This is a genomic window from Chryseobacterium arachidis, assembly GCF_900129245.1.
Taxonomy (GTDB): Bacteria; Bacteroidota; Bacteroidia; order Flavobacteriales; family Weeksellaceae; genus Chryseobacterium; species Chryseobacterium arachidis.
In genome coordinates, this window is the sequence record NZ_FQUT01000003.1 from 121,769 (window position 1) to 136,830 (window position 15,062).

The 15,062-nt window shown below is 36.2% G+C and carries 11 protein-coding genes and 2 pseudogenes; 5 read left to right on the top strand and 8 right to left on the bottom strand.

Annotation, left to right across the window (positions count from 1 at the left end; genetic code table 11):
• Positions 1-131 precede the first annotated feature (131 nt).
• A complete protein-coding gene (locus BUA89_RS06855) occupies positions 132-749 on the bottom strand; it encodes a hypothetical protein (RefSeq protein WP_143152280.1) in 618 nt (205 codons plus the stop codon).
• A 442-nt stretch (positions 750-1,191) separates the two neighbouring features.
• Between BUA89_RS06855 and BUA89_RS06860 the strand changes: the two are divergent.
• Positions 1,192-1,934, top strand: a pseudogene (locus tag BUA89_RS06860) (SDR family oxidoreductase).
• Positions 1,935-2,023: 89 nt separating this feature from the next.
• On the opposite strand, the pseudogene katG reads toward BUA89_RS06860, so the two are convergent.
• Positions 2,024-4,299, bottom strand: a pseudogene (gene katG / locus BUA89_RS06865) (catalase/peroxidase HPI).
• Positions 4,300-4,640: 341 nt separating this feature from the next.
• On the opposite strand from katG, the gene BUA89_RS06870 reads away from it, so the two are divergent.
• The 4 genes from BUA89_RS06870 to murA all read left to right on the top strand — a co-directional run bounded on the left by BUA89_RS06870 (position 4,641) and on the right by murA (position 7,653).
• Positions 4,641-5,102 carry a heme-binding domain-containing protein gene (locus BUA89_RS06870; RefSeq protein ID WP_072954695.1) on the top strand — a complete coding sequence of 154 codons (462 nt, stop codon included), beginning with the start codon at positions 4,641-4,643 and terminating at the stop codon, positions 5,100-5,102.
• 11 nt (positions 5,103-5,113) lie between these two features.
• The gene (locus tag BUA89_RS06875) at positions 5,114-5,527 is read left to right on the top strand and encodes a thiol-disulfide oxidoreductase DCC family protein (RefSeq protein ID WP_072954698.1); all 414 of its coding nucleotides are present in this window, start codon (positions 5,114-5,116) and stop codon (positions 5,525-5,527) included.
• Between the two features lie 141 nt (positions 5,528-5,668).
• A complete protein-coding gene (locus tag BUA89_RS06880; protein WP_072954701.1) occupies positions 5,669-6,343 on the top strand; it encodes a DUF4290 domain-containing protein in 675 nt (224 codons plus the stop codon).
• A gap of 2 nt (positions 6,344-6,345) precedes the next feature.
• Complete coding sequence (murA, locus tag BUA89_RS06885) at positions 6,346-7,653, top strand: UDP-N-acetylglucosamine 1-carboxyvinyltransferase (protein ID WP_072954704.1); 1,308 nt, start codon at positions 6,346-6,348, stop codon at positions 7,651-7,653.
• Between the two features lie 132 nt (positions 7,654-7,785).
• On the opposite strand, the gene BUA89_RS06890 is transcribed toward murA, so the two are convergent.
• The 6 genes from BUA89_RS06890 to BUA89_RS06915 form a co-directional block, all read right to left on the bottom strand.
• Positions 7,786-8,097, bottom strand: coding sequence for an NIL domain-containing protein (locus BUA89_RS06890; RefSeq protein WP_072954707.1), 312 nt, complete (start codon positions 8,095-8,097; stop codon positions 7,786-7,788).
• 225 nt (positions 8,098-8,322) lie between these two features.
• On the bottom strand, positions 8,323-8,982 hold the full coding sequence (locus BUA89_RS06895) for a YiiX/YebB-like N1pC/P60 family cysteine hydrolase (RefSeq protein WP_083531626.1): 660 nt from the start codon (positions 8,980-8,982) through the stop codon (positions 8,323-8,325).
• Positions 8,957-9,415: a DUF1801 domain-containing protein gene (locus BUA89_RS06900; RefSeq protein ID WP_072954710.1), complete on the bottom strand. Its 459-nt coding sequence runs from the start codon at positions 9,413-9,415 to the stop codon at positions 8,957-8,959. Before BUA89_RS06900 ends, BUA89_RS06895 begins: the two co-directional genes overlap by 26 nt.
• Positions 9,416-9,536: 121 nt before the next feature.
• Positions 9,537-10,961: a hypothetical protein gene (locus BUA89_RS06905; RefSeq protein ID WP_072954714.1), complete on the bottom strand. Its 1,425-nt coding sequence runs from the start codon at positions 10,959-10,961 to the stop codon at positions 9,537-9,539.
• 8 nt (positions 10,962-10,969) lie between these two features.
• Entirely contained in the window at positions 10,970-12,154 is a 1,185-nt protein-coding gene (locus BUA89_RS06910) for a hypothetical protein (protein ID WP_072954717.1), read from the bottom strand.
• Between the two features lie 123 nt (positions 12,155-12,277).
• On the bottom strand, positions 12,278-14,878 hold the full coding sequence (locus BUA89_RS06915; protein WP_072954722.1) for a T9SS-dependent choice-of-anchor J family protein: 2,601 nt from the start codon (positions 14,876-14,878) through the stop codon (positions 12,278-12,280).
• Positions 14,879-15,062 lie beyond the last annotated feature (184 nt).

The following is a 15,062-nucleotide window of genomic DNA, read 5'->3' on the forward strand; positions in this document are numbered from 1 at the left end:
TTTTTTCCTTGCTTCATATCGATAAGATTCTAAAGCAGGAAATAATCCAGACTTTAGTCATCTTTAGTTAAGAAGTTCGAAATAGCGGAACGTTGATTGAGAGACTTTTTAATCCCTTAATCACGTTTGTTTTAAAATAATTGAATGGAAAAATGAGGCGGAGGACGCTGAAAGTTTTTGCCTAAAAATGGTATAAAAAAAGTGTTTTCTTTAAAAAAACACACCAAGTATATGCTCACGAAAAGCACTAAATTTAGAATCAAAATTGTATTTACAGAAAATAATTTTATCTGATGGGTAGTGGTTACTACCGCTTTATCCAGCCCGACATCAAAATGAGCGTATTCTTTGTCCTGCGGATTATTAAAATATAAATGGCTTATTGAAACCTTTTTTTGTACAGGTCTTTTATGCGTTTTTTTTATCTCCTGCTTAACTTTTACCTTCTCCTTTTCTTTTTTCTTTGAAATATCATTTTTATTCTTTTCTTTCAAAATGATAATTGGTCCTGTAATTATTTTCTCGGGATCTGTAAGTTGGGCATCCCCCGTCACATACATTGCCGGCTGGTCATTCGTAAAATTTTGAAGAGAATCATCTTCTAAGATAACCTCTTCTTTAGTATCCTCAGGAACAGCAGCATTCGAAAACTGACAGATAGAAACAAATGAAAAGAAAAAAAGAAAAAATCTTCCCCTTGTAGCTAGAGAAGATCTTTCTTTGAATTTTCCATTCATTTGTGTTTTCATTTTTTTCAGTGTTTCAATGTGTATTAGAATCGCAATGCCTAAAAGGTTTAACAATATTATGTTAACAAAGAGCAAAACGCAAGTTCTTATCAAGATGAATTCAGAAAAAAGAACATTTTTAAGGAAAAAATATATCTTAATAAAATGCTAACGAAAATCAAATAAAAAACTATCAATCAAATAAATACGTAATAAAAATAATAGAAGAATATTAGAAAAAATCTTCTCTATAATTATACAATATATAGTGAATAATTATTCCCTCTTTTTTGCTGATATTTAAGTCAAAACATAGAGAATATGGTTTATTTTTTAAAATTTTCATCACCCACCGGCCTCGTAAAAATATTAGAAGGATTTAAGAATTATCCACATCTATCCATATAAATCTTGTGCTTCATCACAATTTCATCTACATATTTGCTTTGTAAAAACAGTTATTATGTCAGAAAAAAATTTAAACAGTAAAGTTGTTTTAATCGCCGGCGGCGGTAAAAATTTAGGTGGATTACTAAGCAGAAATTTTGCTGCCAAAGGAGCTAAGCTGGCAATTCATTATAATAGCGAAGGTTCAAAAAGACCCTTAGTAATGTGCAGGCTCTAGGAGCAGAAGGATTTTTATTTCAGGGAGACCTTACGAAAATAGAAAATATTACGAAGTTTTTTCGATGAGGCAGTCGCCAAATTCGGAGGCATTGATATTACGATCAATACGGTAGGGATGGATCTCAAGAACCTTTCGTAGATACTACCGAAGCTGAATACGATACAATGTCTGATATCAATTCTAAAGTTGCGTATTTCTTTATTCAGGAAGCGGGCAAAAAAGTAAATAATAATGGTAAAATCTGTACGATAGTTACTTCTTTATTAGCGGCTTATACAGGTTTGTACTCCACTTATGCAGGAATGAAAGCACCTGTAGAGCATTTTACAAGGGCTGCCTCAAAAGAGTTTGGACCTAAAGGTATTTCTGTAACTGCAGTAGCGCCAGGACCTATGGATACGCCGTTCTTCTATGGACAGGAAGCCGATGATGCCGTTGCTTATCACAAATCTGCCTCTGCTTTAAGCGGACTTACAGATATTAAAGATATTGCTCCTTTGGTGGAGTTTTTAGTGACAGATGGTTGGTGGATTACGGGCCAAACCATATTCGCAAATGGCGGATATACTACCCGATAATTTTGGTTTTAGTTTTTATGTTTGAATAAGTTGGCTATTGATTAGCCAACTTATTTTTTGAAATTTATCAATATAAATTGATAGATCATTTATTTTAAATCGAACCTGTCTGCATTCATCACTTTTACCCACGCAGAAACAAAATCATTCACAAACTTTTCCCGAGCATCAGAGCTTGCATACACCTCAGCAATCGCTCTTAGCTCAGAATTAGAGCCGAAGACAAGATCAGCACGTGTTGCCGTCCATTTCTTTTCACCTGTTTTACGATCGGTACCTTCATACAGCTCATCATCATTGGAAACCGATTTCCATTGCGTATTCATATCTAATAGGTTCACAAAGAAATCATTGGTAAGAGTACCAGGGTTTTGTGTAAAAATTCCGTGATTTGAACCATCGAAATTCGTATTTAAGGATCTCATCCCTCCCACCAATACCGTTAATTCCGGAGCGGTAAGATTTAGCAGCTGTGCTTTATCAATTAATAAAGATTCTGTGGAGACAGAGAATTTTTTCTTAAGATAATTTCTGAATCCGTCTGCAGCAGGTTCCAGATATCCCATAGATTCTACATCCGTCTGTTCCTGAGAGGCATCCATTCTTCCCGGCACGAAAGGTACAATTAGAGTCTGTCCTGCATTTTTAGCCGCTTTTTCAACCGCTGCGCTTCCCGCAAGAACGATTAAATCAGCCAATGAAACTTTTTTTCCGCCCGTCTGATTTTCATTAAATTCTTTCTGAATAGTTTCTAAAACATTTAAAACTTTCTGTAGCTGAGCAGGATTATTTACCGCCCAGTATCTTTGAGGAGCCAAACGGATTCTCGCCCCATTTGCACCTCCTCTCTTATCACTTCCTCTGAAGGTAGAAGCCGATGCCCAGGCCGTTGACACCAATTCGGAAACACTTAAACCTGAATCTAATATTTTTGATTTTAGAGCTTCAATATCTGAGTTATTAATTAGAACATGATCAACTTCAGGAATAGGATCCTGCCAAATAAGCTCTTCTGCAGGAATGTCTGGTCCTAAATATCTTGCTTTAGGTCCCATATCCCTATGAGCTTATACCACGCTCTGGAAAAAGCATCTGCAAACTCATCCTGATTTTCGTAAAATCTCCTTGAAATTTTTTCATAAACAGGATCGAATCTTAATGACAAATCGGTTGTCAGCATCATCGGTTTATGTTTTTTGCTGGCATCAAAGGCATCAGGAATAATTTCCGCTCCGTTTTTAGCGACCCATTGATGTGCTCCTGCAGGGCTTTTCGTTAACTCCCATTCATTTTCGAAGAGATTTTTAAAGAAATAATTTGTCCATTGGGTAGGAGCTTCCGTCCATGTTACTTCCAATCCGCTGGAAATCGCATCCGTTCCCTTTCCTGATTTATAAGTACTGTTCCAGCCTAATCCCTGTGATTCAATTCCGGCTCCTTCAGGCTCTTTTCCCACATGATCTGCCGGCCCTGCCCCATGGGTTTTCCCGAATGTATGTCCTCCGGCAATTAAAGCCACTGTTTCCTCATCATTCATTGCCATCCTTCCGAATGTATCTCTAATATCTTTCGCTGCGGCAATCGGGTCAGGGTTTCCGTCCGGTCCTTCGGGATTTACATAAATAAGTCCCATCTGAACGGCTGCTAAAGGCTTTTCCAGCTTTCTTGAGTGGATATCACCGTCTGCATCATCATCACTTGGAAGAACACCATGACCTTCTACAACGCCTGGCGAACCGTGAGCATACCGATGATCTCCGCCCAGCCATGTTTTTTCCGTCCCCCAATATACGTCCTGATCCGGTTCCCACACATCTTCACGTCCTCCGGCAAATCCGAAAGTCTTAAATCCCATAGATTCTAAAGCAATATTCCCTGTAAGAATCAGCAAATCTGCCCAGGAAATTTTTCTTCCATACTTCTGCTTGATCGGCCAAAGAAGTCTTCTCGCTTTATCCAGACTTACATTATCCGGCCAGCTGTTCAGTGGGGCAAAACGCTGCTGTCCGGCTCCTGCTCCTCCTCTTCCGTCTCCTACACGATACGTTCCTGCACTGTGCCATGCCATTCTGACAAACAAAGGACCATAATGACCAAAATCTGCAGGCCACCAGTCCTGAGAATCTGTCATCAGGGCATGAAGGTCTGCTTTCACAGCTTCAAGATCAAGACTTTTGAATGCTTCTGCATAATTAAAATCCTGATCCATAGGGTTTGAAAGATTGGAATGCTGACGCAGAATATCCACTCTTAACTGATCGGGCCACCAATCAAGGTTTTTCGTTCCGCCACCGGCTACGTTTTCTTTTTTCATTGTTCCGTTATGAAACGGGCATTTACTGATGTCACCAGAATTGTTTTCCATATTGTTTAATTTTTTGATGTTCTTTTTTATTGTTTGAAATTCACTGAATAGAACAGGACAAACTTACCACAGTTATAAAATAAATACAATCTATCAAAAATATATTTACAATAGTTAAAAGTGATAACATAATTTAAATAATTGATTTCCCGTTAATCAGATTACTAAAGCTCAAATAATGCAATTAAGTTAATACATTTTCAAAGAAAATTAAATAAAAGATAAAGATTAAAAACATATTTAGAATAATTCAAGAGAATCGTGAAGGTTATTTAAATTTCCGCATCTTTTATTATTAAAAATTAATTAACTTTATCTGTTCAGAAAATGACAATTTGATTATGAAAAAAATATTAGTTGTAGTTCTCGTTGCATTTATTATGATCCAGTTTTTCCCTATTGACAAAACCAATCCTGCTCCAACCCCCGGAATGGACTTCTTAAAAATAAAAAATGTACAACCCGAAATTGCGCAATTAATCAATACCTCCTGCTACGACTGTCATTCCAACGAAACGAGATATCCCTGGTATTCCAACTTCGCACCAGCGTCATGGTTCATGAAAAATCATATTAATGAAGGAAGGAAACATCTTAATTTCTCTACTTTTGCAATATATGAGCCCAAAGTACAGGCACAAAAATTGCAGGAATGTACAGAGATGATCGATAAAAGGGAAATGCCTTTAGATTCTTACTTTCTGGGACATCAGGATGCAAAACTGACCGATGGGCAGCGAAAACTTTTAATTGATTATTTTAAAAGAGAGAAAAAGGAAACTGAAAGAAAGATGTCATTTTAAAACGGGAAATCATGCAGAAAAACTGGGAAAATAAATATATAGTATTCTTCGACGGAGATTGCGGAGTCTGTAATTTCTGGGTGCAATGGATATTAGAAAGAGACCGTAATGACCAATTTCTGTTTGCTTCCCTACAGTCGGAATTCGGGCAAAAATTTTTATCAGAGAGAGGATTGGCGACTGATGTTTTCAACACGATGTATCTTTGGAAGCCTAACCAATATTACTTAATTAAATCCCGCGCCGTATTACAGATCGCCAATTTACTCGGAGGAATTTACAAACTTTCAGGAATAGGAAAACTGATTCCTAAATTTCTAAGTGATAAAGTGTATGACATCATTTCAAGAAACCGAATGAAACTCGCTAATCAAAAGTGTTATCTACCCACTCCGCATCAAAGGAAAAAATTTATTGAAGTATAATTAATGCCTTCATAAGAACACTTATTTCCAATATTATTTTCTGCTGGATCCGAATACATTTATGGACAATTTTCATTAAAAAATCATAAACTTTAAAGATTTTCGGTACAATTTTTCCATTAATCCATATATTTGCAGACTATGGAATACAATACCCAAAAAACTCAGCTTCATTTGCCTGAATACGGCAGAATTATACAACAGTTGGTTGAGCGTTGCAAGGAGCTTTCTACGAAAGAAGAAAGAAACGAAATGGCAATGGCAATCATTGATTTTATGGGTCAAAGAAACCCCCAGCTAAGAGACGAAGAAAATTATAAACATAAACTTTGGGATCATCTGTATATTTTGGCCAACCATGATTTGGATGTAGATTCTCCCTACCCTTTTCCTACGAAAGAAGAACTTGAAGAAAAACCTAAAAGAATGGAATATCCAAAACTTCAGGGTGATTTTAAATTCTATGGGAAAAGTATTCTTCAGTTAATCGAAAAAGCAATCGAACTAGAACAAGGTGACGAAAAAGAAGCCCTGATTGAAGTCATTGCCAACAATATGAAGAAATCCTATAATGTATATAATAAAGAACACGTAACAGATGATGTAATTTTCCGTCATTTGAAGGAACTTTCGGAGAACAGGCTCGATCTTACAGGAATAGACTCTCTTGAGAAAAGCAAGATCTATTACACAACCAATAACAACAACCGAAATAGCCAAAATAACAACCGAAACAATAACCGGAATAACCAAAATAATAAGAGACGACATAACAATAATAACAACAACAATCATAATAAAAACAACAGAAAGTAGACATGAGTGGAACATTTCAAATAAGAGGAGGAAAAAGACTGCAAGGTGAAATCACTCCACAAGGAGCAAAAAATGAAGCTCTACAGATTCTTTGTGCCGTTTTGTTAACTGATGAGGAAGTTAGAATTAAAAATATTCCGGATATCCACGACGTTAATCGATTAATTGAGATCCTTGGAGACTTTGGGGTAAAGGTTACCAAGAACGGGCACGGAGACTATACTTTCAAAGCTGATAAAGTTAATTTCGATTATATAAAATCCAACGAGTTTAAAAAAGACGGAGCCAAACTAAGAGGTTCAATCATGTTGATGGGACCTATGTTAGCAAGATACGGTGAAGCGTATATGCCGACTCCGGGAGGTGACAAAATCGGAAGAAGAAGATTAGACACCCACTTTCAAGGACTTGTAGAACTTGGCGCTGAATTTCATTATGATGAAGAAGAATTTTTCTATTCTTTAAAAGCGAAAGAGCTTAACGGTAAATTTATTTTATTGGAAGAAGCTTCTGTAACGGGAACTGCCAACATCGTGATGGCAGCAGCTTTAGCCAAAGGAAAAACAAGAATTTATAACGCTGCCTGCGAACCATATCTTCAGCAATTGTGTAAGATGCTGAACAGAATGGGAGCCAATATCTCAGGAATCGGCTCCAACTTATTAACCATTGAAGGAGTTGCCCATCTTCACGGAACTGAGCACACGATGCTTCCGGATATGGTAGAAATCGGATCCTGGATTGGTCTTGCGGCAATGACAAAATCTGAAATTACTATTAAGAATGTCAACTGGAACCAGCTTGGTGTTATTCCAAATACTTTCAGAAAATTAGGAATTCAGCTTGAGCAGAGTAATGATGATATTTTCATTCCGGCTCAGGAAAATTATAAAATTCAGAAATTTATCGATGGTTCTATCCTTACAATTTCTGATGCGCCTTGGCCAGGGTTTACTCCCGATTTGTTATCCATTATTTTAGTGGTGGCAACTCAGGCGAAAGGAAGCCTATTGGTTCACCAGAAAATGTTTGAATCAAGATTGTTCTTCGTAGATAAACTGATTGACATGGGGGCACAGATTATTCTTTGTGATCCGCACAGAGCAACGGTAATCGGATTAAACCAGGAAACTCCGCTGAGAGGAACAACAATGGTTTCACCGGATATCAGAGCCGGAAATGCACTTCTAATCGCAGCACTTTCTGCAGAAGGGAAATCAATTATCCACAATATCGAACAGATCGACAGAGGTTATGAAAATATCGACGGAAGATTAAAAGCAATCGGTGCCGATATTGAAAGAATTTAATTTTCACTGTAAAATATAGAGACCACTTTTTCGAGTGGTCTTTTTTTATTTAATTGAATCAATGAAAGTAAAAACGGCTATCACAGAGGTTGCGACAGCCGTTTGTTGTAATTAAAACTATATGAATCTCACCTATGAATATTTTCTGCAGACATACTCCACAGTCGTACTCAAGAGTTTATTTTTATTCAGATAAAATTCCAGTTGTTCGAAATCTTCTGAATTTACATTGATGTATAACTGAACAGAACCGAAACTCAGACCGTTCACATATTCTACATTAGCTGATAACACCTTATGACAGATCCCTAACTGATTATAAATGGTATTCATCAGATGCTCAAACTTCATCTTTCCATTTAATTCTATTTCCAGTATCAATTCTTTTTTGGGCAGGTTGATTTTGTTTTGTAAAACCTGCAGGTTCGGATTTGGTGTAATCATAACAAAACTTTTTTTAATGGTTTAAATTCTAATGTTCATTGCTCTAATGCGTTAAATCTTTGACAAAAATATAAAAAAATATTAGTCTACCAAATTAGTAGGATAATATTTTTTGAAAAATTTTAAAAATATTTATTGAAATGCCTGTATTTTAATTGCAGCTTCAGATAAAACCATAAAAAAACGGACCTAAGCCCGTTTATAATGGCGTATATACCATTTTTATTATTTTAATTCCTTCACCCTTTCAATTTTATCAGATGCAGCCAATCCGTTTGGATTGCAGCCCAACTCACCTTCGGGAACTTTTAAATTTTTCTTTTGATAAAATTCTTCCCAAAAAGTGTTTGTTTTTCCGGTTTTCGGATCGATGAAAGTCATGGGTTCCAATTTGAAAATATTGTCTTTTCGAAATGCTCTTTCCACAAAATCCGAACAGTAATAGGAATTTTCATCCAAAATATAATTGAAATTATACGATTTCCCCAACATCGAATTTGCGTTTTCAATCGCATTTGGAATCGTATTCTGATACTGAGACTTCAAACGATAAACAATTATTTTTTGTCCGTCATTTCTCTGATCTTTTAGAAAATCTACTATGTTCTGCTTTTGCGAACCGCCTTTTGGAGCAGCATGTAAAACAAAAGTTCCTTTTTTCGTCTGCTCTAAAATCCCGATATGATCAAATGAAACATTTTTCTGCGTTTGAGTCACATTATTGATCGCTCCCGAAAGTCCCGTTTCTTTTGCAGTCACGAAAAGTAAATCACCGTTTCTTACTCCTGAAATTTGTGAATTTCCGCAACTTAAAATTGAATTTAACAGAAAGATAACTGCAAAGAAATTCAGTAAAAAATTATTTCTTTTTAAAATTGGTTTCATAAATATCAATCCATTCTTCAACAGTCATTTTTTTACTCATCTCAGCCAATAACTCCAACGGAATATCATCCATTTTTTTGAAACGGATACATGATTTCCCCATATCCAGTTTTCTTTTGGAATATTTTGGAAATTCCGCAACAAACCAATCCAGCAATTCCGGTTTTGCATATATCCCCATGTGATATACCGCAATGAAGTTTTTCTGAGAGGCAATACTGATAAAAGGCAGCGGTGTGCCCGGCGCACAGTGGTAGCCTGCGGGATAAGTCTCCAGCGGAACTCCCCATCCCACCATACCATAGCTGATGTTTTTTGAAAAACCTTCCGGTAAATGATCATTAATCGCATCAAATACTTTTTTGAAAATCTCCTGTCTTTCTTCAGGAATTTTAGAGATGTAATCTTCTACAGAAATTGCGGGAATTTGCATAACAGTTCAGTTTTAATAATTCTTCAAATTAACAAAATTTTAATGAGAAATATTTTTAAATCAAAGCAAAAAAAAATCAGCCTTACAAAACTGTAAGACTGATCAAATATTTTAAAATAAATTATTTTACAAAATTATAAAGACTGACCATCTGGACATCTTTACCGCTTTTTTGTAAGAACAATAATTTATTGACATTCGAAACAAATTGGATTAGATTTCCATCTGTAAATCCGTAATTCATAAAGAAGTTTTTCCCTTTATAGTCTGATGTCAATTCTCTAGGAGTTAAGCCGCTGAAATCAAAAGCTTTCATAGAAAAGCCTGTATTTCCGAATGCACCTTTTGGATAAAACGAGGAAACATAAAGGTTATCTCCCGATTCAATCACCTGAATTCTTCTTCCCATCGGGTTGCTGCCAAGCGGAACAAATTGCTTCACTTCACCTTCTTTATTGAATTTTATTAAAACACCAACATCCAATTTGTAAACAGGATCCGGAAAACGATTCATCGCTGTCGGTAAAGGTCTTGTAATTGTTTCCTGCTGAACAGCCATTAAAACCTCATCTCCTTTTACAATTGTTTTAATAACTTTCACGTCACTCATGTCTTTAGCTCCCGCTAAATTTGTATTACTGATTACGGATTTTCCGGATTTAATATCATAAAACATTACCGTTCCAAAAGTACTTCCGCCTAAAGTAACAGCCTGATTTTTTCTTCCGAAAGTCACCAGGTAATCGTTATCATTCTTACTGATGGCATATAATTTCTCAGGAATATACTTGTCATCAAAAGGTAAATCCTTGTCTTCCGTATTGGAAACCATTTCCATTTTATAAGATTCTTTCCAACCTGCAGCTTTACGCAGTAAAACAATTTTCCCAGAATTTGTTAATGTTAAAGATTTTTCAACATAGTCGCTGCTCAACGAGATTTCTTTGCTCCAAAGCGGAGAAAGCGTTCTCAGATCAATTACCAAGGCATCATTGATATTATCTGTTTTTTTATTAGCATATCTGTCATTAAAAACTGCAGCATATTTTCCGTTTTCAGAGAAAACTACATAGGTAGTTCCTGATTTGTTAGTAGATTCAATCGTGTATTTTGCAATGCTTTTTGTAGTAAAAGTTCCGCTTTTCTTACTAAAAACATGTTGAAAGACTTCCTTTCTGTTTTCTTTTCCAAAATATTCTTCTGTAAAAGCTACAAATTTATCTTCATCAATCTGTTGCGATCCTAAATAGTTGTGAAGAACACCGTTTGTTTTGTTCGCATAATCCTGAGTATAGGTATCAACCAGACTTCCGTTCTGATCAAGCTTTCTCATCAATAATTTTTTGTGAGGAAAAACATTCCTCATCAATCCGTCAATGTTGATTACACTGAACATATAAGAGTTGTAATCGTCTGCCAAAACTAATTTTTCATCCTTCTCAAGATTGTCATCAGTTGTAAATTTTGTCCCTTCCACTACTTTTGTCTGTGCGAAAGCACAAACAGAAGCAGTAATTAGTGCCGAAGCAATAATCTGTTTAATCATAATATTTCTTAGTTATTGTAAATTTTTTCTTCTAATTTTTTTAGTTCAAGATTAGCATCGTAGGATAATTTAATATCAACCAAATGTTCCTGAAGCTCATTCAAATATTTTTCTGCTTCCTGATAATTACCTAAAGCAAGATTTAATCTTATTAAATTAAAATAAAGATATTCTCCGATTTTCTGGTTGTAAAGTGCTTTTTTATCGTTGTAATTTATCTTTGTTAAAGCTGTTTTCCAAAGATCAATTCCTTTCTGCATGTTTTCCATCGCTACCTTATTGGGTGCATAATCGGACTTTGCCTGAAGCTTTTTTAGATTGGTAGAAACATAAATGTACGCTTTTTCCAACTCATCATAATCTCCTTTATTTTTCACAGTTTCCAAAGCTACTGTAGAATTTATGATCTGATATCCAAAATTATCATTAATAATGTTTCTTGTACGGTCCATTGTTCTCTGCAGATACATTTTCTCGTGATAATTAAGATTCAGCTCATTCGTAGGAACACTTGCAATTTCCGAGAAATCCGAGAAATAAGTTTTGTCTAATTTTACTACTCCATTTTGTTTTCCGATAATTCTTACCGGCTGATTGGCAAATGTTTTCCCCTGGTTGTCCTGAAAATTAGTCCTTTCCATTTCCACTACAATATCAAGATGGCTACCATTTTTAGAAAAGCCCGCAACATCCATCTGTGAAGCGAGAATTTTATTATCAACAATCAAAGCATCTCTAAGGTCAGGCTGCTTATAGATTGGCATTGGCGGAATATTTAAAACAGGTCTTGAAGGTAATCTTAAAATGGGAGCCCCGTTGGTGGCGGCAATTTTCTCAACCGCAGATAATTTGCTGTATTCTGCAGATTCCAGCTTATATTTTTCCTGAAGTTTTTTAACTTCTGCATCGTAATCCTTCAGTCTTTCCTGATGTTCAATCTTTGCAGTTTCTACATTCGTCTGATAATTATCCACCTGTCTTTGATAATCTTCCTTTGATATTCGCAACACGTCATCTTTGGTAATATTGTATGGAGATTTGACAGTAATTGTATAATTTCTATTGGGAAGATCTGTTGAAAATACTGGTTCTTTCAGTAGCTGAAAACTGATGGTTTCCTTATCAATCCGTTGCCCTGACACAGATTGAGCCGAAAAAACAACAATAGAAAAGAGTAAATTTAATTTCTTCATAAGCTTTATATTTTGAGCGCAAAAGTATAATAATTTATTATAAAAATGTTTTTATTTCTAAATAAAAAGACAGTCATACTCAATGTATAACTGCCTTTAATGTAAATTATTAAATATTAAAAATTATTGCTTGATAGCTTTTACAGTTGATTTTGTACCGTCTTTAAATGTAACAGTTACCAAATACAATCCTGAATTCAATTCACTTAAATGTAATTCTTTACCAGGATTTTCAATAGTTTTCACTACTCTTCCAGATACATCCGCCACTGAAACAGACTTTGCTTCTTTGGTTTCAGCAATGTATAGTACATCTTTGAATGGATTTGGATATACTTTGATTGTATTTTTCTTCACAGAGGTTTCGGCTGTTGCCAAATTAGTCTGTGTAAGAGAGAAATCATCAAATCCCATATAGAATGGAGCTGTTGTTGTATTTAACGCTTTAATTCCGAAAGAGTAATCTCCTGTAGCTGTAGGAGTATACGAAACAGTCACTAAAGTATAGTTTGTGCTGTTACTTCCTCCTGTTGCTGTCTGATCGGATGTAATGAATGTCGTTAAGTTGGTTGCTCCCGTTGCCGATTGTGCAGTATTTACCAGAACATCATTTTGCCACCCTGCATAATTATCTCCTACCCAATAGAAAGAAAAACTGTAAGTATTTCCTGCTGTTAAGGTAAATGTCGGAGTCCATAAATAGGCTGCATTCGTATATGGATAATAAATTGTCATATAATTAGGTGCAGATTTAGGATCATTATAACCTTGCTGAGAAGCATTAGCTGATGTAAAGCTATAATTGGAACTACTTCCTCCCGGAGTCTGTTTCCAGCAATTTGGAAGTACTGCCGATCCGATAGATGGCATAGCATCAAAATTTTCATTCCAAGGCAATGTCGTGATCGGAACACAAAGTGTTGTAAAGGTTGTAGAAGTTTCACTCCATATACTTTTATCTGTAGGCCCGCAATTAGATCTTACCCAGGCGTAATATGTTGTTGAAGCTGCCAACCCACTCACAGGAGCAGAATTTGTAGTAGATGTTACAGAGTTCGAAGCATTTAAAACAGTTGCAGCAGTAGGTGCCGTATTGGTTGTACTGTAATATACTTCATATCCGTTTGCCGGAGCCGGAGCAGCCGCCGTCCAGGCAATTACCGCAGAGTTTGCAGTAACCGTTGATGATGTAACAGCAGTAGGCTCAAAACAAGTAGGAATTGCCTGAACAGTAATATTATCAAGATAAAGAGTGCGGCTCGTTCCTCCCAAACCGTGCTTAAATGCCAAATGCAGATCAGATCCTGCAGGGATATTAACCGTATACTGTGTCTGCGTAGTTGTTAAGGTAATCGGCGAGCCAATTGGCGTAAATGTATTTGAATCTAAAGGATTAGATAAAGTTCCTACTAATAATGTATAATTAGCTGAACTAGATTTCGCATAGAACCTTACACGCTTATTACCATCCGAAAGATTAATAGTTGGAGGCGACACCAACATTTGATTACCCGTAGTAGCGCTTGAGTTATTTAAATAATATGAATTTGGGGATGAGTAAGAATTGGATGCTATTACATACCCATTTCCCGGAAACGAAGCACTTTCGAGATAAGACCAGCAGCTTGGCGCATTATTATTAGAAGTAGAACCTGTGCTTGTGGTATCAAAATTTTCTGTATATGGAACAGTAAATGTGGAGCAAGCCGTTTTGAAGGTACCTCCAAAAGACCATACACTCTGGCTGGTTCCTGAGCTACAGTTGGTTCTTACCCAGTAATAATAGTTAGTATTCGAGTTAAGACCGCCGATATTCTGACTCGTACCTGATACTCCGGAATATGTAGGAGATACAGTACTTGCAGGTGTTGTATTGGAAGTATTGTGGTAAACATCATAAGTTACCGCATTCGCTGAGGCAGCCCATGAGACCAAAGCAGAACTAGCCGTTATACTTGAAGGCGTTTGTAACACAGGCGGCGCGCAATCTGAATATGCATCTGCCGAAAAAGCAAAAATATTCGGGAGACCGGTACCACTTGCTTTAGTTACTGTCACACTTTGTATCTGCTTTGTCTGGTTAGCAGCGTCTAATGCCAATTCACTTTGATACAGTCTTGGATTGGTTCCTCCTTCTGGAGCAGGAACATCATCAGCTGAATTCGGAGTTGCTCCTGGTTTTCTGATTCTTCCGATTCCCTGAACAGCAAAGTTGGTACCACCATACCAGTCCGCAAGAGCTACCCCTGAAAACGTCTGTGAAGTAGCATCCGTGAAATTTACCACGACATTTACAGTGGAGGTACCGCTCCCACTCACGGCAAGCATATACAGTTTAGTCGCTGCTTTGGGCGTGGCAAATGTTAACGTTCCTGCATCATTTATTGCAGCCAACCTCAAGGAGTTATTTGCATTTAAACTTGCCAACTGAAAGCTCAGCCCCGGAGTTGTTGCCACTACAGAATTGATAATTCCATCCACAGGAATACCAAAGTTAATAGGCGCACTTGTGGAGGTCAGCTGAAAATCTCTGGCGATAAAAGCATAAGAAACTCCATCTACGTCATTATTTGTAGAAGTGTTGGATGAACCTATCCCGTTTGCAATGACATCGGCAGTAAAGCCGGAAACAATCGGCATTTGTTGGTAGTTCTGAGCCGCTACAGAACCGGCGGCCAATAGAGCCATCGCATTGAGTGCTCCAAAAAATAGTTTTAATTTCATATTTACTAGTTATTGTCGTTGTAAATTTATAAAAAAAACAATACGAAAATATTTTTATTAAAAAAAATATAAAAATATTTGAATATTATTGAATAATATATAAATTAATCACGAATCAATGAAATAATTATCATAATCATTATTAAAAATAAAATTCAATAATCTACTATATATCAGCGGTATT